The organism is Pseudomonas sp. 28 E 9 (assembly GCF_900004785.1).
Classification (GTDB): Bacteria; Pseudomonadota; Gammaproteobacteria; order Pseudomonadales; family Pseudomonadaceae; genus Aquipseudomonas; species Aquipseudomonas orientalis_A.
Genome location: NZ_CVTK01000040.1, coordinates 122,240 through 141,343 on the forward strand (window position 1 = coordinate 122,240; position 19,104 = coordinate 141,343).

Annotated in this window: 12 protein-coding genes; 9 read left to right on the plus strand and 3 right to left on the minus strand. The window is 62.4% G+C overall.

The window, feature by feature from the left end:
* Positions 1 to 27: 27 nt before the first annotated feature.
* Both BFQ00_RS08275 and BFQ00_RS08280 read right to left on the minus strand, forming a co-directional pair.
* Positions 28 to 1,863, minus strand: a complete 1,836-nt coding sequence (locus tag BFQ00_RS08275; RefSeq protein WP_065933156.1) for a (2,3-dihydroxybenzoyl)adenylate synthase — start codon at positions 1,861 to 1,863, stop codon at positions 28 to 30.
* Positions 1,864 to 1,890: 27 nt separating this feature from the next.
* Positions 1,891 to 3,066, minus strand: a complete 1,176-nt coding sequence (locus BFQ00_RS08280) for an isochorismate synthase (RefSeq protein WP_065933157.1) — start codon at positions 3,064 to 3,066, stop codon at positions 1,891 to 1,893.
* Between the two features lie 113 nt (positions 3,067 to 3,179).
* On the opposite strand from BFQ00_RS08280, the gene BFQ00_RS08285 reads away from it, so the two are divergent.
* Positions 3,180 to 7,520 (plus strand): amino acid adenylation domain-containing protein, encoded by a 4,341-nt coding sequence (locus BFQ00_RS08285; protein ID WP_065933158.1) that lies wholly within the window; start codon positions 3,180 to 3,182, stop codon positions 7,518 to 7,520.
* Positions 7,521 to 7,551: 31 nt separating this feature from the next.
* Positions 7,552 to 8,871, plus strand: coding sequence for a putative histamine N-monooxygenase (basC, locus tag BFQ00_RS08290; protein ID WP_065933159.1), 1,320 nt, complete (start codon positions 7,552 to 7,554; stop codon positions 8,869 to 8,871).
* Positions 8,872 to 8,916: 45 nt separating this feature from the next.
* Here the strand turns inward: basC and BFQ00_RS08295 are convergent, their stop codons facing one another.
* Positions 8,917 to 11,028, minus strand: a complete 2,112-nt coding sequence (locus BFQ00_RS08295) for a condensation domain-containing protein (RefSeq protein WP_065933160.1) — start codon at positions 11,026 to 11,028, stop codon at positions 8,917 to 8,919.
* Positions 11,029 to 11,256: 228 nt separating this feature from the next.
* On the opposite strand from BFQ00_RS08295, the gene BFQ00_RS08300 reads away from it, so the two are divergent.
* The 7 genes from BFQ00_RS08300 to BFQ00_RS08330 all read left to right on the plus strand — a co-directional run bounded on the left by BFQ00_RS08300 (position 11,257) and on the right by BFQ00_RS08330 (position 19,086).
* The gene (locus BFQ00_RS08300; protein WP_065888161.1) at positions 11,257 to 11,775 is read left to right on the plus strand and encodes a sigma-70 family RNA polymerase sigma factor; all 519 of its coding nucleotides are present in this window, start codon (positions 11,257 to 11,259) and stop codon (positions 11,773 to 11,775) included.
* Between the two features lie 137 nt (positions 11,776 to 11,912).
* Positions 11,913 to 13,691 carry an ABC transporter ATP-binding protein gene (locus BFQ00_RS08305; protein WP_065933161.1) on the plus strand — a complete coding sequence of 593 codons (1,779 nt, stop codon included), beginning with the start codon at positions 11,913 to 11,915 and terminating at the stop codon, positions 13,689 to 13,691.
* The gene (locus BFQ00_RS08310) at positions 13,685 to 15,442 is read left to right on the plus strand and encodes an ABC transporter ATP-binding protein (RefSeq protein ID WP_065933162.1); all 1,758 of its coding nucleotides are present in this window, start codon (positions 13,685 to 13,687) and stop codon (positions 15,440 to 15,442) included. Before BFQ00_RS08305 ends, BFQ00_RS08310 begins: the two co-directional genes overlap by 7 nt.
* Positions 15,439 to 16,383 carry an ABC transporter permease gene (locus BFQ00_RS08315; protein ID WP_083203258.1) on the plus strand — a complete coding sequence of 315 codons (945 nt, stop codon included), beginning with the start codon at positions 15,439 to 15,441 and terminating at the stop codon, positions 16,381 to 16,383. Before BFQ00_RS08310 ends, BFQ00_RS08315 begins: the two co-directional genes overlap by 4 nt.
* Complete coding sequence (locus tag BFQ00_RS08320) at positions 16,380 to 17,327, plus strand: iron chelate uptake ABC transporter family permease subunit (RefSeq protein ID WP_065933163.1); 948 nt, start codon at positions 16,380 to 16,382, stop codon at positions 17,325 to 17,327. Before BFQ00_RS08315 ends, BFQ00_RS08320 begins: the two co-directional genes overlap by 4 nt.
* Entirely contained in the window at positions 17,324 to 18,106 is a 783-nt protein-coding gene (locus BFQ00_RS08325; protein WP_065933164.1) for an iron ABC transporter ATP-binding protein, read from the plus strand. The genes BFQ00_RS08320 and BFQ00_RS08325 overlap by 4 nt, the downstream gene beginning before the upstream one ends.
* A complete protein-coding gene (locus BFQ00_RS08330; RefSeq protein WP_065933165.1) occupies positions 18,103 to 19,086 on the plus strand; it encodes a siderophore ABC transporter substrate-binding protein in 984 nt (327 codons plus the stop codon). The genes BFQ00_RS08325 and BFQ00_RS08330 overlap by 4 nt, the downstream gene beginning before the upstream one ends.
* Positions 19,087 to 19,104: the final 18 nt, after the last annotated feature.

Sequence of the window (19,104 nt, forward strand, 5' to 3'; positions counted from 1 at the left end):
TTAAATCGACTGGGCGAAGCGGCCCGTTCAGGCCGCTTTTTGCCGCGTGTCCACCAGCGACCACCAACTGGCGAGCGTGGGCGAGTCGGCCAACTCTTCAAAGGTGACGGCGATTCCACGCGCCTTGAGTTCGGCGGCGAGTTTCATCACTTGCAGGGAGTCGAGGCCGTAGAAAATCAGGTTTTCCTCGGGGTCCAATTCTTCGCCGTCTTCGATCAATTGCAGCACGCGGGTTTTCAGCCAGGCGCGGGTGGTTTCCGCCGTCAGCAGTTGGCGCAGCTGTTTCTTGTCGATCTTGCCCACGGCGGTGAGCGGCATGGTGTCGATCAGCCGGATGCGGTCGGGCAGTTTGTATTCGGCGATGCCCAGTTCCATCAGGTGGCGACGCAGGGCGGGCGGCTTGAGGTTGGGGTTGCACGAGACGACGAAGGCGCAGCTCTTTTCCCCCAGTGCGGCGTCGGGCATGGCGACCAGACCGGCGTGGGTGACGTCGGGGTGCAACACGATGAGGTTTTCGATCTCTTCGGAAGCGACTTTTTCGCCACCCCGGTTGATCTGGTCCTTGACCCGGCCGACGACGCGCAGGTCACCGCCGGGTGTCATTTGCACCAGGTCACCGGAGTAGTAGTAACCCTCGTTATCGAAGGCCTGGGCGTTCTGTTCGGGACTCTTGTAGTAGCCGCAGAAGGTGTAGGGGCCGCGGGTGGCCAACAGGCCGGGCTCGCCGGGCGCTACGGGCACACCCTGTTCATCGACGATTTTGATTTCGTCCCCCGGGCTGATCGGGCGGCCTTGGGTGGTAAAGATTTGCTCGTCGGTGTCATCCAGACGGGTGTAGTTGATCAGGCCCTCGGCCATGCCGAACACCTGCTGCAGTTTGCAGCCGAGCACCCCGGGCACCTGGCGGGCCAGCGAGTCGGCGAACACGGCGCCGCCGACCTGCAGGAATTCAAGCGATTGCAGTTGTGCGGCGTGCTGCGGCGCGGCCTGCAGCCACAACGCGACGGCACTGGGCACCAGGGCGACGGTGTTGACTGCGTGGCGCTGGATCATTGCGAAGCAGGTCTGCGGTTCCGGGCTTGGCGCCATGATGAGGGTACCGCCTGCGTACAGCACGCCCAGGGCGCCCGGCGAACTGAGCAGGAAGTTATGCGCTGCCGGCAGGGCGCACAGGAAGCGTGTTTGTGCGGTCAGGCCGCACACCTCGGCACTGGTGCGGGCGTTGTAGTGGTAGTCATTGTGGGTGCGTGGGATGAGCTTGGGTGTACCGGTGCTGCCGCCGGACAACTGGAAGAGGGCCACTTCACCCGGTGCGCTGGGGGAGAAATCCACGGGGCTGTCGCTCGGGCTTTCGATCCAGGCAGCCAGGTGGTTGGGGGCGTGCTGTTCGCCGAGGAACAGCGTGACCTCAGGGCTTGCGCCGACTTCGTTGAGGTCGGCGAGGTAGCCGTCATCACGAAACACTTCATGCTCACGGGAGGCGATCAACAGCTTGGGCGTGATTTGCCGGGCGTAGCTTTTAAGCTCCAGTTTGCGATGGCTGTAGAGCGCGTTGAGCGGCACGATGCCGGCCTTGAGCAGCGCGAACAGCACGATGTAGAACTCGGCGATGTTGGGCAGTTGCACCAGCGCCGTGTCGCCGTGGCCAAGCCCGTTGGCGGCCAGGCGCGAGGCGAGGTTGGAGGACAGTTGATCCAGCTCGTCATAACTGAAGCGACGCTCGCCGCAAATGATCGCGCAAGCCTGGGGCTGTGCCTGGCTGCTTGCCTGGAGCAGGTGGGTGAGGGGTTGATCGATCCAGTAGCCGTTTTCCCGATAGCGTTGTGCTCTTTCGAGGGGCCAGTGTGTGAATTCTAGGGTCATGAGGGTCACTGCTGAAAAATGGGGGAATTAGTGGGCCAGGCCGCATGCGCGCAGCATGGTGCCGAGCTTGGTCTGGACTTCTGTCCATTCGGAGTCGGGGCTTGAGGCTTCGACGATGCCGGCGCCGGCGAACAGGCGGACCGTGTTGCGCTTGATAGTGCCGCAGCGGATGGTCACGACCCATTCGCCGTTACCCTGGGCGTCGCACCAGCCGACCATGCCGGTGAACAGGCCTCGCTCGACGTGCTCGACGAAGCGGATCAGGTGCCGCGCGCGCTCGGTAGGGAAGCCACACACCGCAGGGGTTGGGTGCAGGCGGCACGCCAACTGCAGGGCCGAAATGCCGGGGTCGGCCAGGGTGCCTTCGATACGGGTGGAGAGGTGCCACAGCGCGGGCGTGCTGATCAGGCTAGGGCGCTGTGGCACGTCCAGCCGTGTGCACAATGGGCCGAGCTGGGAGGCGATGTCTTCGGTCACCAGGCGGTGTTCGTAGTGGTCTTTTTCCGAGGCGGCCAGCCAGTCGGCGTTGCGCCGGTCGGCTTCGGGGTCAGCCATACGCTTGGCCGAGCCGGCGAGGGGATTGGACACGAAATCCAGACCGTCCTTGTGCACCAGCAATTCGGGGCTGACGCCGATCAGCGTGGCACCGTCCGGCATGGGCACGCGGAAGTGGTAACCGCTGGGGTTCTGGGCACGCAGATTGTTCTGCATGGCGCTCACGTCCACATCCTGGGCAAACAGCAGTTCACGCTGCACCGAGAGCACGGCCTTACGCACGTCGCTGTGGCGGAAGTTGACGATGGCGTGTTCGACCGTGCGCTTGAAGCCTTGCTCGTCCGGTATGTTTTTTTGTTCAAGCAGTTCCGGCATCGAGGCCGCACCGGTGTGCACCGCACCGCCGCGGGCGCGCCACTCGGCGTGTTCGGGGATGTAGAGGCAGGACGCTTCAGCGGGATCGAAGGGGATGGCGCCGACGATCATCGGGTTCGCCTGGCCCGCCTTACGCGCTTGTTCAAAGGCGTGCGAGACGGTTTTTTGAAACAGGCTGCTGGCGTTTTCACCGGCGATGGCCGGCGTTTCGATACGTTGCAACATGCCGCTGACCGCCAGCTCACGATCGCCGGAGGTGAATGAAAAACTCCGCGTTTCGTCAAGCTGTTGCACCTCATCCATGTCGCTCGTCCTAAGGGTGCCCGTTCTCATGTGCAGAAAGCCTCCGTGGCTTGTGGTCAAAAAATTATACCTTGAAATATAATCATTATCGTTTCTAATAGGTGACGCTAATCATTTAGATTTGTCAATCACATGAGTGGACCATGAGAGAGTTAACTTCGATGCAGGCCGCCTGTTGGATCGGGCGTACTGCTCATGCCTTTTTAGGGAGAGTTTCGGCTCATCTTTATGCCGAGTTCGATGGCCAGTGCATTGACCTGGACCTGTTACGCCAAGCGCTTGAACGGGCCAGCCTGCTGCACCCGATGCTGCGAATGCGCGTGGATGCGCAAGGGCTGCAATCCATCGCGTCCATGGACCAATCGCCGCGGTTGGAAGTCGAAGACCTGCGTGCCATGACCGAACCGCAGGCCGCCCGTCATCTGCTGGCCAAACGGGAGACGTGGACACATCAGCAACTGGATCTGCGCCATGAGCCGGGCGCCCGGTTTGCAGTGAGCCTGATGGCCGACGATAGGTTTCGCCTGCACGTCGATACCGACATGATCGCCATCGACCCCTCCAGTTTCCGCACGCTGATGGAAGACCTGGCCCGACTTTACGAGCAGCCCGATGACACGCTGGCGAACACGCCATCGTTCTTCGATTGGTACGACAAGGTGCGTGTCGATCCGGCGCTCAAGGCCGCTCGGGATCGCGACCGTGCCTGGTGGCGTGAACGTTTGGCGCACGTTGCCCCGGCCCCCACCTTGCCATTGCTAGAACACCCGCCGGAGCAAGCGCAAAGCCACCGACTCCATACCTGGCTGGGCCCCGTCGAGCGTCAGGCCTTGGAACACCTGGCACGGGAACGCAGGATCACCCTGTCGACCTTGATGATGGGGCTGTTTGCGGCGGTGCTCGGGGAGCAGACCGGCGACCGTAGCTTTCGTCTCAATGTCCCGACGTTCTGGCGCCAACCGCTGGTGGATCATGTCGAGCGCGTGGTGGGTGAGTTTGCCAATGTGTTGATTCTGGATGTGGACATCGAGTCCGCCGCCACGCCGGCCGCGCTGTGTGCGCAACTGGCGAAAAAAATGGTCGGCCTGCTTGAGCATTGCGCCTATCCGGGGGTGAATGTGATGCGCGATCTGTCCCGCCATCACGGCTCGCCACAGCTGGCGCCGGTGGTCTTTACTGCCGCGCTGGGCATGCCCGGTGGGGACTTGCTTTCGCCGCGCGTGCAGCGTGTATTCGGCCCGATGAATTGGGTCATCTCCCAAGGGCCTCAAGTGGCGCTTGATGCACAGATCGCCTGCGCCGATGGCGGTATCCTGATCAACTGGGATATCCGTCTTGATGCGTTGCCACTGCCGTGGGTAACGACGTTCTTTGAGCGCTTTGTGGCGATCACGCAGGAAGTGGCGGCCGATTCGCGGGCGTTGGATCAAGCAATCAATGTCGGTGTTTCGCGCACACTCGAAAAACCACTGTCAGCCCTGCAGCAGGCGTACCTATTGGGGCGTGGCACCCAGGTGCCTCTTGGCGGCGTGGCCATGCAGGAGTTTCGTGAATACCACGGGGCCATGGACCCGACGCTGCTGCGCAGTCGGCTGGCAGCAATGGTGCAGCGCCATGACAGCCTGCGCACACGGGTGGATGCGCTCAAGTTGGTCAGTTACGTCAGCGATGAAGCCCGCATCAATCTGGACGAAGTCGACCTTACATCGATGTCGGCGCAAGCCGCGTCGGCGTACATCGATGGGCGCCGCGAGGCCTACGCCCACGCCATCTTCGAGCTGGACCGTGCGCCGTGGAATGTCACGCTCTTCCACCTGCCCGACGACCAGTTGACCGTGTTCGTGCGCCTGGATGCGTTGATCCTCGACGGCCGCTCCATTGCGGCGTTGTTGGTCGAGCTGTTCGACGGACTGACCGGCGCTGAGCCCGCTGCCGAGGCTGCGCCTGCCCAGGTGGATCAGGCCCATCAACGCAAGGCCGACGCGGTTTACTGGAAGACCAAGCTCGCCGACGTGACGGGCGCACCACGCCTGCCATGGCGCGTGCCGCTCGATCAAGTGCGGGCCTCGCGCTACGCGCGCCAAAGCCGACAAGTGCCCAAGGCGGTATTCAACGGTTTCTGCAAATTGGGCGCCCGGCACCGGCTATTCAAGAACTCCGCACTGATGGCGCTGGTGATGGAGGTGCTGTCCCACTGGCTCGATGAAGGCGGCTTGTGTGTGGCGGTGCCCGTTGCGCCGCAAACGGGCGGTGCATTTGCCAACCGTTCCAGCTTTATCGCGATCAACCGAAGCGAGGCGCCCGGCACCTTTACGGAGCGTGCGGCGAAGCTGCAAGTGGACGTGCTGGAAGGGCTGCAACACTTGGCCTATTCGGGCGTGGACCTTGCCCGGTTGCTGTTCGAATCCCACGGCCCAGGCCCTGTGCTGCCGGTGGTGATTACCAATGGTTTTTCCTGGGCGCTGTCGGCAGCGGACAGTCCCATGCAGTTGCAAGGCGGCCTGACCCAGACGCCTCAAGTGGCCATGGATATTCGCTTCTGGGCTAACGCCGAGGGCGCGCTGGTGCTGGATATCGACTATGCACGGGAAGTCCTCGACCCAGCGGTGGTTCACGACATCCTGGATGCGCTGGAAAAGGCCATCAGCCAGATCAGCGCCAGCGGTGAGTTTGCCGTGGACGCCGGCGCGATCATCGACACGTCTCACTATTGCTTTAATAGCGCGACAACCGAGGCCCGTGCCGAAGGGTTCCTGGCGCAAATCGCCAGGCACCTGTTCGACCCCGCCAACCAGCGGATCGCCCTGATCAGCGGCGCGCGGCAGATCAGCTACGCCGAACTGGGTGCGGATGTGTCGCGTGTCATTGCGGCGTTCAAGGCCCGTGGCATCGGCCCCGGCCAAGTGGTCGCCATCTGCCTGCCACGCAGCCCGGAGCACACCACGCTGACCTTGGCCTGTGCATTGACGGGCGTGATCTGGGTGCCTATCGACGCCTCGGCGCCGGACGAGCGCCGGCAGTATCTGTTGGAAAACTGCCGCCCCGATCTGGTGATCATCAGCTCGGGCGAGACGGTCGAGCAGGCCCACGCCACGCCGAACGAGTTGCTGACCGGGCCACAAGCCAGTGCGCCAATACTGGATGATCGCTCGATGAGCGAAGCGCCGGCGTACTACCTCTACACCTCGGGCACCACCGGCAAACCCAAGTGCGTGGTGCTGTGCAACCGCGCCACGGCCAATGTCATCGGCAGCACCTTGTCACACTGGCGCGTACGCCGGAGCGATGTGTTCATGTCGGTAACCCCGCTGCACCACGACATGTCGGTATTCGATGTGCTCGGCTGCCTGACGGCCGGCGCCACGCTGGTACTGCCTGGCGTCGGCGAGGAAAAGGATGCGCTGCGCTGGAATCAGTTGATCGCCAGGCACGGTGTGACGCTGTGGTGTTCCGTGCCGGCCATCCTCGAAATGCTGCTGGCGTGCCGTGGTGACCATGACTTGGCCAGCCTGCGCTTGATCGCCCAGGGCGGCGACTATATCAAGCCGGGCGTGATCGCCGAGTTGCGCGGGCTGCTGCCATCGGCGCGCCTGATTTCCCTGGGGGGGCCGACAGAAACCACGATCTGGAGCATCTGGCACGACATCACTGCCGATGACCAACTGCAAATTCCCTACGGGCGACCGTTACCGGGCAACCGCTATCTGGTGCTCGACGCCCAGGGAGCGCATTGCCCGGCAGGGGTTGTCGGCCGCATTCATACGGCAGGCGTCAACCTGGCCCTGGGCTACCTGGAAGACGGCGCGCTGGCACACACCGAATTCATCAGCGTGACCGATGAGCACGGCCAGGCCGTACGTGCATTTCGTACCGGTGACTGCGGGCGCTATCGCCGTGACGGCACGTTGATGTTCGACAGCCGCGTGAATGGCTACGTAAAGGTGCGCGGCGTGCGCGTGTCGCTGCCCGACATCGAGAACGAGCTGATCAAGCATCCTGCGGTCAGGCACGTGCTGGTGGTGGACTACGGCGAACAGCGTCAGGGCGAGGTCAACATCGGTGCGCTGTACGTGAGCGCCGAAGACGCCGCCCCCTTGACCGCCGCCGCGTTGCGCCAGTTCGCCCGCGAGCACTTGCCGCAATCCCACGTGCCCACGCGATTGCTGGCGGTGGAGGCGCTGCCGTTGTCGCAAAACGGCAAGCCTGATCGCCCGCGCGCGCGCAGCTTGTTGCTGGAGCCTGCCGAAGAGGTCGTTGAAACCCCGTGCAGCAAGGTCTTGGCGATCTACCTGAGTGTGTTGGGCAGGCCCCCGCAGGACGGCGCCAATGCCTCGGTCGACTTCATCAGTCTGGGCCTGCGGCCCCAGCATTTGAAAGCCATCGCTGCGCGGTTCCAGGAGGAACTGGCGGTGACGCTTTCCCCCGGACAATTACTGCGTTGCCGTAACGCACACGATGTCGAGCGATTGCTCGCCTGCGCATAACCACACAGCACTACCCAGGGAGACAGATTGGATGACGGATTTACCCACTGTAGATATCGCCGGTGTTGGCATCGGGCCCTTTAACCTCGGGTTGGCCGCTTTATTGTCCAAACATTGCGAGGTGACCAGTCTTTTCCTGGATCGCAAAGCCGAATTTCGCTGGCATGAAGGGTTGCTCTTGCCGGGCACCACGTTGCAGGTGCCGTTTCTGGCGGACCTGGTGACGATGGCCGACCCGACCCACGAACTGAGCTACCTGAATTACCTGCACCAGCACGATCGCCTGTATCAGTTCTATTACTACGAGAACTTCCAGGTGCCGCGCCGCGAGTACGACCACTATTGCCGTTGGGCTTCGCAGCAGTTGCCGACGTGCCACTTCGGCGAGGATATCTGCGACGTGACTTACGACGCGGGAGCCGGCAAGTTCCTGATTGAAAGCCAGTCCGTGTCAGGCTTCAAACGCTGCTATTCCAGCCGAAACCTGGCGGTGGGCATCGGCACTACGCCGACAGTGCCGCAATGGGCTCAGGTGAAAAGCGCGGCGCCCATCCTGCATTCGGCGGAGTTTGGCAAGCGCCAGGCGCAGTTGTCGCAATGTCGGCGTGTCACCGTGATTGGCTCCGGCCAGAGCGCCGCCGAGTGCGTGCTCGCGTTGTTCAACGAGCTGACCCCCGAGCGGATCGCCGCAGGCGCTTCGATCCGCTGGATCACCCGTTCAGCCGGTTTCCACCCCATGGAATACTCCAAGCTGGGGCAGGAATGCTTTACGCCGTCCTACATGGAGTACTTCCACAGCCTTCCGCGTGAACGCCGTCGCGAGGTCGTGGCCAAGCAGGGATTGTTGTACAAGGGCATCAGTTTTTCCACGATCGCCGCTATCTACGACTTGATCTATGAGCGCTCCATCGGCGGCAGTGACCCTGGCCTGACGTTGCTGTCGAACTGTGAAGTCGAGAAGGTCGAGGACGTCGCCGGTACGCTGCGTATTGCCTATCGGCACCGTGAGCTGGATCAGACCGGCAGCCTGGAGGCCGACGCGATTGTGGCCGCGACGGGCTACGGGCATGCCTGGCCGCAGTGGTTCGAGCGGCTCAAGGGGACGGTGCTGGAGACCGATGAGCACGGTGACTGCCTTGTGGAGGATGACTTCACTGCGCGTCGCTGTGATGACGGGGCTGGGCGTATCTTTGTGCAGAACGCCGAGATCTTCCAGCATGGCGTGGGCTCGCCGGACCTGGGCGTTGCCGCGATTCGTAACGCGAGCATTGCCAATCAACTGCTCGGCCGCCCGCACTACCGCCTGCCCAAACGCTCGTCGTTCCAGCGTTATGGCATGCATGAGGTGTAGTGCGTGAACGACAGGGCCCTGGTGTTACCAAGGCCCTGTTGAAGGTCAGACGCGGATGTGGTCCAGGGTGAGGCTGTCGGCACCAGGTGTCGCAAACAGCGCGAACATCTGCTCAATCGTGGCGCTCATGCGAGCCATCTGTTGTGCACTGTAACGGTCCGAACGGTAGGTCACCACCAGGCGCAATACGCGCTTGCCGTCCAGCGTGTTTTCCATGATTTCGAACTGAATACCGAACATCGACTGGTTCTTGTCCGGGTCAATCTGGCGGTAGCGGATCGCGCGGTTATCCGGTGTGCGCAGGGCGCCGTTCAAGGCGTTGTTGGCGTGAATCTGGATGTACACGTCGAACAGCAGTCCATCCGCCGGGGTCATGCCCAGGGCCTGTTGAATCTGCTCCATCGGCACATCGGCGTAGGCCATCGAGTCGTTGATCAAGCGACTGACGTTTTCAATCAGGGCGCCGACGGCTTGCCGAGCGTCGAATTGCACGCGGTGCGCGACCATGGTGGTGAAGTAGCCGACCGTGTCGTAATACGCAGGATCCGTGCGACCGGAAGCCGACGTGCCCACGACCAGGTCTTTCAAATCGCCGAGCTTGTGCAGGGAGAGCACGATTGCCGAATAGACCACGCCGAACAGTGAAGCGTTGTTCTGCCGGGCGAAGGCGTACAGGTGGTCGGTCGTGCCTTGGGTGGGCTTGATCTCGAACCACTGAGCCTTGGTCGATACCTGTGCCGGCGGTGCCTCGGAGGAGGGCAGCGTCAGGCCACGGGTGGCATCGCGCAGCATGCCGGTCCAGTAGTCGAGGTGCTTCTGGTTGATCCCGGCGGCTTGCTGGCGCACGGCGAACTCATGGAAGGACGGTGCCGGGCTTTTCCAGACGGGCGCTTTGTCGGCGGCTCGGGCCAGGTAGGCCTGGGCCAGTTCTTCCATCATCACATTGAGCGACCATTCATCAATGGCCATGTGATGGACGAGCAGCGACAAGGTTTGCCGTTGATGCTGCGTGTCCTGAATGAAGCGCACCCGCAGGGGCAGCTCGCGGGTCAGATCGAACTGATAGGTGGCTTCGCTTTGCAGGGTGGCACCCTGGCTTTCGCGGCTGGGCCAGAACCACTTGAACTGTGCTAGCTGCGAGGTCGGCACGATTTGCTGGTATGCCTCGCCACGCTCGAAGTGGAAGGTGCTGCGCAGGCTTGCATGGCGCTCAAGCAGGTCATGGAATGCCTGCTCGAACAGCGCTTCGTCCACCGGGTCGAGAAACTCCATGGCAAACGGCAGGTTGAAGATCGTGCCGAATTCGAAGGCGGCGTAAGCGCGTCCCAGGGACGCCTGGGCCAGTGCAAACGGCGCTTTTTGCAGGTCTTGCGGCGAGCCGGTGGTGGTCGTTGGTGCAGCGTTTTTCGCGATGACCCGGGCGCGTGCCGCCAAGGCGGTTGCCGAGGGCGCGCTGAAGAAATCGTTGAACTGGACTTCGATGCCGTGGCTGCTCGACAGCTTGCCGATGATGCGGGTGGCCAGCAGTGAGTGGCCGCCAAAGTCGAAGAAGTCATCCTTCGCCAGCATGCCCGGTTCCGCCAGGGCTTCGCGGAACTCGGCGAGGATAACGGCCGCGACTTCAGGTGTTTCGGTTTGGGCGGCGTTCTCGCCGATGTCCGCCTGGCGGTGCAGCCACGGCAGTGGCGTATCAGCGGTGTGCATGATCTTGCGGTACAGGTCGTTCGCCTGGCAGGTCTGGTCAAGAATCGGGTGAAGGACCAGCGCCAGGATGGGCGCATCCGGCGTTTGCATAATCAGCGCCTTGAATGGCGGCTGGTGTTCGGCGTCCCACGGCGCGGCTTGTTCGGAGAGCAGGTAGTGGCCGGCGTCACCGGTCACCTGAATGCGCTCGATGCACGCTTGCCAGTCGCGCGCCTGGACCTTGTCGACTTCGCCGTCATCGTTGAACTGATAGCGGGCATTGAGCTCGGGGATTGATTCGATCACCGCCTGGAGTGCCGACTCCAGCCTTGCGGGGTCGACAGTCGCGTCGAGTTTCCAGGCACTCAGGTGCTTTGAAATGCGTTCGGGATATTGCTGCTGCAAGAGCCAGATATGCGCTTCGTAATCGGTGGCAGATCGTTTAGAAAACGTATCTGGAGTGAGTTCCATCATGGAAGTTTCCCGCCTTATCAAACTGAACAGTCAGAAGTAGAGATGGCACCAAGGCCGACAGACCCATCCTCGGTCTGGTGTAACGCCTGGGAACCCGGGCGTCAGAGGACGTGCAATCCGGTTGCGTTGCAGGGGCTTTATGAACACCGTATGATCGCAAATAATAATCATACATATTCGCATTAGTCAAAATCTGATCGCGGGTGGATTCGTCTCAGGAGAGGTGTTGTGAACAACGGAGCGTTTGCGTCCAAACGGCAATTCGAAAAGCTGTACATCGACCATCACCGCTGGTTGTGCAGCCTGCTGCGGCGCAAGCTGGGCAACTCGTTGGATGCTGCGGATCTGGCCCACGATATCTATCTCAACCTCATCAAGAAGGGCCGCGTGCCTTCGATCGAAGACTCGCGCTGCCATTTGACCCAGATCGCCAAAGGCATGGTGATTGACCTCTATCGTCGCCGTCACCGCGAAGCCCGCCACCTGGAATCCCTGATGCAACAGGCCGAACCGCTGGTGCCGTCCGAAGAGGAGCGGGCGCTGGCCGCCGAGGCGCTGGTGCAAATCGATGACGCACTGCAGGCCAAACCGCCCAAGGCCCGCGAAGCACTGTTGCTGTGCAAGCTGCATGGCATGGGCCATCGGGACATCGCTGCCGAATTGAACGTGTCGGTGTCCTCTGTCGAAAAATACATCGCGGCGGGCCTGCGGGCCTGCCATCCCTTCGCATCGACGGCCGGGCTGTGAACAATTAAATCCGCAGCGCCATTGAGGGTTTCGTCGCATCGTTCGAAATACACGGTATGCACTGTGCAAAACGCTCGAACGCAAAAGGACGCCAGGTACGCCACACGGTGGCCGGCAGTGGTTATTCAGGAGAGCTCATGAGCGTTAAAGACACACCCATCGGTTCGGTATCCCAGGTATTACGCCCCATTCGCGGGCGGCTGATACTTGCTGCAGTACTGGCCGCCCTTGGGACCATGCTGACCCTGGTCCCCCTGGCCGGCATCGCCCACATTGCGCGACTGGCCATGGGTGACGCGGCCAGTTGGGTCCAACTGCAAGGCCCGGTCTGGCAAGTGGTCGGCGTCAGCCTGGCCTGCCTGTTCCTGGGCATGACCTTGATTTCGCTGGGGGAGATGGTCGCGCACCTGGCCGACAACCACATCACCGGCCACCTGCGCCAGGCCATCACCCGTCGGTTGGCCAGGGTGCCGCTGGGCTGGTTCACCCGTCGTGCTTCGGGTGAGGTCAAGCAGGCGATGCAGGATGACATCGGCACCTTGCACAGCTTGACGGCGCATTTTTTCACCACCCTCGGCCGCACGCTTGGGGCGGTGATCATCGCCATCCTCTACCTGTTTGCCATGGACTGGCGCATGGCGATTGTCTCGCTGCTGCCATTCCCGCTGTTTTTCCTGTTTTTCACCCGCGCCACCAAGGCCAGTGGCGCGAACATGCAAGCGTTCGGCGCCGGCATGATGCGCATCAACAATGCCGTAATCGAGTTCGTCAACGGCATTCCCGTGGTCAAGGCATTTGGCGCCGAGGGCAAGGCCCATGGCAGTTACCGGAGTGCGGTGGATGCCTTTGCCGCTGCGTTTACCGACTTCACTCGGCCACTGGTCAGTGCGATGGCCAACGCCCACGCCATGATCACACCCGTGGCGGTACTCGGTGTGGTGCTGGCGTCCGGTACGTTGGGGGTGAGCCAGGGCTGGCTGGCTCCGGTGGACATCCTGCCGTTTGCCCTGGTCGCTCCGGGCATCTGCGCGCCGCTGTTGCTGCTGAGCTATATCACCCACGACCTGAACAACGCGACCGCCGCCGCCCAGCGCGTGCAAAGCCTGCTGCAAACCCCTGTGCTCGAAACCCTGCCAGGCACGTCAGCACCATTGCCGGAAAACGCTGAAATTCGCGTCGAACACCTGAGCTACCACTATAACGACGACGCCCCGGTGCTCCAGGACCTGAACTTCACCCTCAAGCCGGGCACCGTGACCGCCATCGTCGGCGCATCCGGTTCCGGCAAGTCGACCCTGGCGCGCCTGCTGCTGCGTTTTTTCGACCCTACCGAAGGGCGTATCACCCTGGGAGGGGTCGACCTGCGCCACATCGAGAGCACTCAGTTGTACCGGCGCATCGGTTTCGTCTTGCAGGAAGTACGCCTGATTCACGCCAGCCTGCGCGACAACATCGCCCTGGGCCGTCCCTCGGCCAGCCAGCAGGAAATCGAGGCCGCCGCGCGTATTGCGAACATCCACGAACGCATCCTGGACCTGCCACGGGGCTATGACTCGGTGATCGGTGAAGATGCACAGCTTTCCGGCGGTGAGTTGCAGCGCGTCAGCATCGCCCGCGCCGTGTTGCTCGACCCACCCGTGCTGGTACTGGATGAAGCCACGGCGGCAGCCGATGCCGAGAATGAGGTCAAGCTGCAACAAGCCCTGTCGCGATTCGCCCAGGGGCGCACGCTCATGGTGATCGCTCACCGGCTCGACACGGTGATGCACGCCGACCAGATCATCCTGATCGACAACGGCACCCTCTGCGAGCAAGGCACCCACGCCGAGTTGCTCGCGCGCAAAGGTCGCTACGCCAGGCTGTGGGCGTTGGGCGGTTATGAACAAGCCAGGGAACAGGCGGTGTCGTCATGCTGAAAACCTTTATTCAACTGCTCGGCGAAGACGCTTCGGTGCTGCGCCGCTACCTGGCGATGGCGCTGGTCTATGGCCTGCTCTGCGGGGTGACGATTGTCATGCTGGTGCCGATCCTCACCCACTTGTTGGCGGGGGATACCCACATCGCCGCGCAATGGCTGATCGCGCTGGTCATCGGTGTGGTGGTGTGCTGGGCACTGCGACGCAGCGTGGAAAAAGCCGGCATCCGCGTCGGCATCGCCGTGCTCCAGCGCGGACGCCACCGCCTTGGCGACCATGTGGCGCAGTTGCCCGTCGGCTGGTTCAGTGCGCACAACACGGCGCGGCTCAGCCATCTGGCGACCTCGGGCATGATGGAAATGGCGCAGTTGCCCGCACACGTGTTCACGCCACTGTTGACCGGTGTGGTCACGCCGGTGGTGATTCTCATCGCGCTGTTCACCCTGCACTGGCCAATGGGCCTGGTTGCCCTGGCGACCCTGCCGGTGCTGCTGGGCGTGTTCGTGTTGACGGCACGGTTGGGGCAGCGAGCCGACCACGACTTCCAGCACAACGCCGCCCTGACCAGTCAGCGCATGGTCGAGTTCGCCCAGGCGCAGTCGGTACTGCGTGCCTTCAATGGCGAGGACGGCGGTACCCGGTTTCTCGAACAGGCCATCGGTCGCCAGCAGCAGGCTGCCAGGCATCTGATCCACGTATCGGCGATGTCGGTGGTGTTCAATGCGTGGGCGGTGCAGGCCGGTTTTGCTGCGCTGCTGGTGGCTGCTACCCTGTGGCTGGGCGACCTGCTGGGCGCCGGCCTGGAGGCAGGCTCGGTCATCGCCGTGATGATTACGCTATTGCTGGTCAGCCGCTTTATCGACCCGCTGCTGGAAGTGGCCGGCTACAGCGAAGTGCTGCGCGGTGCCCGTGGCCAGTTGGGCGCGGTGCGCGAGATTTTTGCAGTCAAGCCGCTGCCGCAACCACAGGCCCCCGAGGCGCCTGTCGATAGCAGTGTCGAACTGTGCAACGTCAGCTTCGCCTATGCCGAGGGCCAGCCCGACGTGCTGCGCGAGGTCAGCCTGCGCATCGAACCGGGCAGCATGACCGCACTGGTGGGTGCGTCCGGCTCGGGCAAGACCACATTGGTGCGCTTGATCGCACGCTTCTTCGATGTGACCCAGGGCCACGTGAGCGTCGGCGGCGTGGATGTGCGCCAGATGTCCGGTGAGCAACTGGCCGGCCAGATCAGCCAGATCTTCCAGGATGCCTACCTGTTCCAGGGCAGCATTGCCGACAACATCCGTATCGGCAAACCATCGGCCGGCGATGCCGAAGTGATGGAAGCGGCGCGACAAGCCGGCGTGCTGGAAATCATCGAGCGATTGCCCCAGGGCCTGGACACACCGGTGGGCGAGGGCGGGGCACGCTTGTCCGGTGGCGAACGCCAACGGATCTCCATCGCCCGAGCGCTGATCAAGGATGCGCCGATCCTGCTGGTCGACGAAGCCACCGCAGCCCTGGATGCCGAAAACCAGGCCGCCATCGCCGAAGCGCTGGCGCGGCTGCGTGGCAAACGCACGCTGATCGTTATCGCCCACCAGCTGTCGACCGTGGTCATGGCCGACCAGATCCTGGTGCTCGATCAAGGCCGGCTCAGCGAACAGGGTTCCCATGCCCAATTGAGCGCCCAACCCGGGCTGTATGCCCACTTTCTTGCCCAGCGCAGGGCGGCAAAAGGCTGGCGGATCGCGGGTGAGGACGCTTCTTGAGTCGTACAGCAGTAGTCGTCCTGTTTGTCGTGCTGTGCGGCCTGTCGCTGATGGTGGGGGTCAAGCAGGTGTCGTGGGTCGAGCTGTTGAGCTTTTCCGACGACGCCTGGCTGACCCTCACCGCCAGCCGGCTGCCACGCCTGGCCGCGCTGATCCTCACCGGGGTGGGGTTGGCCGTGTGCGGGGTGATCCTGCAGCAGATCGTGCGTAACCGTTTCGTCGAGCCCGGTACCAGCGGTGGGTTGGATGCCGCCAAGCTGGGCATTCTGATTTCTCTGACGGTCGCGCCGGGCGCCGGGGCCGCCGGCAGAATGCTGTTCGCCCTGGCCTTTTGCTTTGCCGCCAGCCTGATCTATGTCGCGATCATCCGGCGCATACAGTTCAAGAACACCGTAATGGTGCCGGTGATCGGCCTGATGTACGGCAGCGTGCTGAGCGCCGTCGCCGAGTTCTACGCCTACCGCCACAATATCCTGCAGAGCATGCAGGGTTGGATGCTCGGCGATTTTTCGAAGATCGTGCAGGGCAATTACGAGATCATCTACCTGATCCTGCCCATTGTCGTGCTGACCTACCTGTATGCCCATCGCTTCACCGTACTGGGCATGGGCGAGGGCATGGCCAGCAGCCTGGGCCTGAACTACGCCGCCAACGCGGCGCTGGGCTTGATGCTGGTGGCCGTCACCGTCTCTGCCACGGTGATTACCGTGGGCGCGATTCCCTTCGTCGGGCTGGTGATTCCCAACCTGGTGGCCCTGCACTACGGTGAAAACCTGGAGCGCACGCTGCCCATCGTCGCCCTGTGCGGTGCCTCGTTGCTGTTGATTTGCGACATCCTCGGCCGCCTGCTGATCTACCCCTTCGAAGTGCCGATCGGCCTGACTGCCGGCTGCATTGGCGGTGTGGTGTTCCTGGTGCTGCTGATCCGGAAGTACACATGAGACACATGGCTACCCGTTATGGCCTTTGGTTGCTGGTCTTGTTGCTGGCCCTTGGGTTCCTGTTGCTGGGCTCGGGCCTGGATTTCGATTACGTCATTCCCAAGCGGCTTACCCGCCTGGCCGCAATCGGCATTGCCGGCGTGTGCATTGCGTATTCGTCGGTGATATTCCAGACCATCGCCGGCAACCGCATCCTCACGCCGGCGATCATGGGCTACGAGGCGATCTACCTGTTGTTCCAGGCGTTGCTGATTCTGCTGCTGGGCACCCAGAGCCTGCTGCTTGGGCGTGACGGCAACGTGCTGTTATCGGTGCTGTTGATGCTCGGCTATTCGTGGCTCATCCACCGTTGGCTGTTGCGCAACGGCAGTCACAACGTGTACCTGCTGTTGCTGCTGGGGTTGGTGTTGAGCATGGTGATGGGCACCTTCACCCAATTCATCCAGTTGAAGATCAGCCCCGGGGAGTTCTCGATTTTCCAGGGATTCAACTATGCCTCGTTCAACAAGGCGCAACCGGGGCAGGTGATCTATTCGGGCGTGTTGGTGGCGGCCGTGTGCTTCATCGCCCAGCGCACGTTGCCGGTGCTCGATGTCCTGGCCCTGGGACGTGACCAGGCGATTTCCCTGGGGGTCGACTACCCACGCAGCGTGCGCCTGCAACTGGCGCTGATCGCCATTCTGGTGGCGGTGTCCACCAGCCTGGTGGGGCCGACCGCGTTCATGGGCGTGTTCGTCGCCAACATCGCCTACGCCCTGGCCGGCACCACGCGGCACCGGGTCACCTTGCCCCTGGGCTGTGCGATTGGCATTGGCATTTTCATCATCGCTCAGTACCTGGTGGAGCAATGGTTCAACTACAACACCTCCGTGAGCATTCTCATCAACCTGCTGTGCGGTGTGTATCTGCTCGCGCTGATGATCCGAAACCGAGGCACCGCATGATCTCTCTCCAACACGTCTACAAAGCCTATGGCGCCAAGCATGTGCTGAGTGACGTCAGCGTGCAGTTCCCGCCGGGGCAAGTGACCTCATTGATCGGCCCCAACGGGGCGGGCAAATCCACCTTGTTGATGTTGATTGCCCGTCTGTTGACGCCTACCCGTGGCGACGTACTGATGGGCGGGCGCAACATCGCCGAGGTGCCGGTACGCGACTATGCCAGGCGCGTCGCCACCTTGCGTCAGTCGCCGGATTTCAACCTGCGCCTGACCGTCGAAGAACTGGTGGCTTTCGGGCGTTTCCCCTACAGCCGAGGCGCACTCACCGCCCAGGACCGGGTGGTGATCGACGAAGCCATCGAGTTCCTTTCACTGCAACCGCTGCGCCTTTGCTACATCGACGAGCTCAGCGGCGGGCAGCGGCAGATGGCGTTCCTGGCAATGACCATCGCCCAGCAGACCGATTACCTGCTGCTGGATGAACCGCTCAATAACCTCGACATGAAGCACGCTGTTCACATCATGCGCGCCTTGCGCCGCTTGTGTGATGAGCAAGGCCGCACGGTGATCCTGGTGGTGCATGACATCAACTTCGCGGCCAATTATTCCGACCATATCGTGGCGATGAAGGGCGGCGCCATCCACCGTCACGGGCCGGTCGACCTGGTAGTGACCGAGGCCAACCTGCGCGAGCTGTTCGACCTGGATTTCGAGATTCTGCACAGCCAACAAGGCTTCGTTTGCAACTACTTCAATCCATCACCTTCAAGGGAACTGACATGAGCACTGATCACACGAACAGAATGCGCGCGCTGCTGCTGACGATGGCCGTGGCGGCCGGGCTGCAGGGGTGTGACAAACCGGCACCGGAGGCCAGGGCCCCGGTCGCGGCGCATGCGGCCTACGCGCCGATCACCATCGAGCATCCGCTGGGCACCACCGTGGTCACTCAGTTGCCCCAGCGGGTAGTGGCCTTCGACATGAGCGAACTCGACACCCTGGATCAACTCGGGGCGCCGGTGGCCGGCATCGCCAAGGACTACGTCGCCAGCTTCCTCACTCGCTACCGTGACGACACGAATGTCGCGGATGTGGGCACGACCATCCAGCCCAACCTGGAGCGCCTGCATGCGCTCAAGCCCGACCTGATCCTGATCTCTCCACTGCAGGCCCAGAGCTATAAGGAACTCAGCCAGATCGCGCCAACCGTTTACGACGACGTGGACCTGACCAACAAAAAAGGCAATTTCATCGAGACCGCCAAGGCCCATTTGACCCTGCTGGGGCGCATCCTCGACAAGCCGGAACTGGCCCGCCAGAAAGTGGCTGAGATGGATGCCAAGGTCGAGCAGACCCGCCAAGTCACTGCCGGTCGCCCCGAGAAGGCCTTGATCGTGCTGCATAACAACGGTGCCTTTACCTCCTACGGCGTGAAATCGCGCTACGGTTTTGTGTTCGACACCCTGGGCGTTAAACCGGCCAGCCCCGACATCGAGGCCGGGCTGCATGGCCAGCCGATTTCCAATGAGTTCATTCAGCAGGCCGACCCGGACATTCTGTACGTCATCGACCGCACGGCAGTGATGGAGCACCGCCCGGCCCTCGACCTCAAGAGCCTGGACAACCCCCTGTTGCGCAAGACCAAGGCATGGAACAACGGCCGGGTGATCTTCGTCGACGCCCAGACCTGGTACCTGTGCACGGCCAGTGTGACCTGCCTTAACCGCATGGCGGACGAGGTGGTGCAAGGCTACAAAGGCTGATCCAGACACGCGTTCGTG

What these genes read in the sequence shown, in the direction of transcription:
- BFQ00_RS08280 (WP_065933157.1), bottom strand. Translation starts at nt 3,066, where the DNA reads ATGAGAACGGGCACCCTTAGGACGAGCGACATGGATGAGGTGCAACAG.
- BFQ00_RS08305 (WP_065933161.1), top strand. Translation starts at nt 11,913, where the DNA reads ATGAGCGTTAAAGACACACCCATCGGTTCGGTATCCCAGGTATTACGC.
- BFQ00_RS08330 (WP_065933165.1), top strand. Translation starts at nt 18,103, where the DNA reads ATGAGCACTGATCACACGAACAGAATGCGCGCGCTGCTGCTGACGATG.
- BFQ00_RS08320 (WP_065933163.1), top strand. Translation starts at nt 16,380, where the DNA reads ATGAGACACATGGCTACCCGTTATGGCCTTTGGTTGCTGGTCTTGTTG.
- BFQ00_RS08275 (WP_065933156.1), bottom strand. Translation starts at nt 1,863, where the DNA reads ATGACCCTAGAATTCACACACTGGCCCCTCGAAAGAGCACAACGCTAT.
- BFQ00_RS08285 (WP_065933158.1), top strand. Translation starts at nt 3,180, where the DNA reads ATGAGAGAGTTAACTTCGATGCAGGCCGCCTGTTGGATCGGGCGTACT.
- BFQ00_RS08295 (WP_065933160.1), bottom strand. Translation starts at nt 11,028, where the DNA reads ATGATGGAACTCACTCCAGATACGTTTTCTAAACGATCTGCCACCGAT.
- BFQ00_RS08310 (WP_065933162.1), top strand. Translation starts at nt 13,685, where the DNA reads ATGCTGAAAACCTTTATTCAACTGCTCGGCGAAGACGCTTCGGTGCTG.
- basC (WP_065933159.1), top strand. Translation starts at nt 7,552, where the DNA reads ATGACGGATTTACCCACTGTAGATATCGCCGGTGTTGGCATCGGGCCC.
- BFQ00_RS08325 (WP_065933164.1), top strand. Translation starts at nt 17,324, where the DNA reads ATGATCTCTCTCCAACACGTCTACAAAGCCTATGGCGCCAAGCATGTG.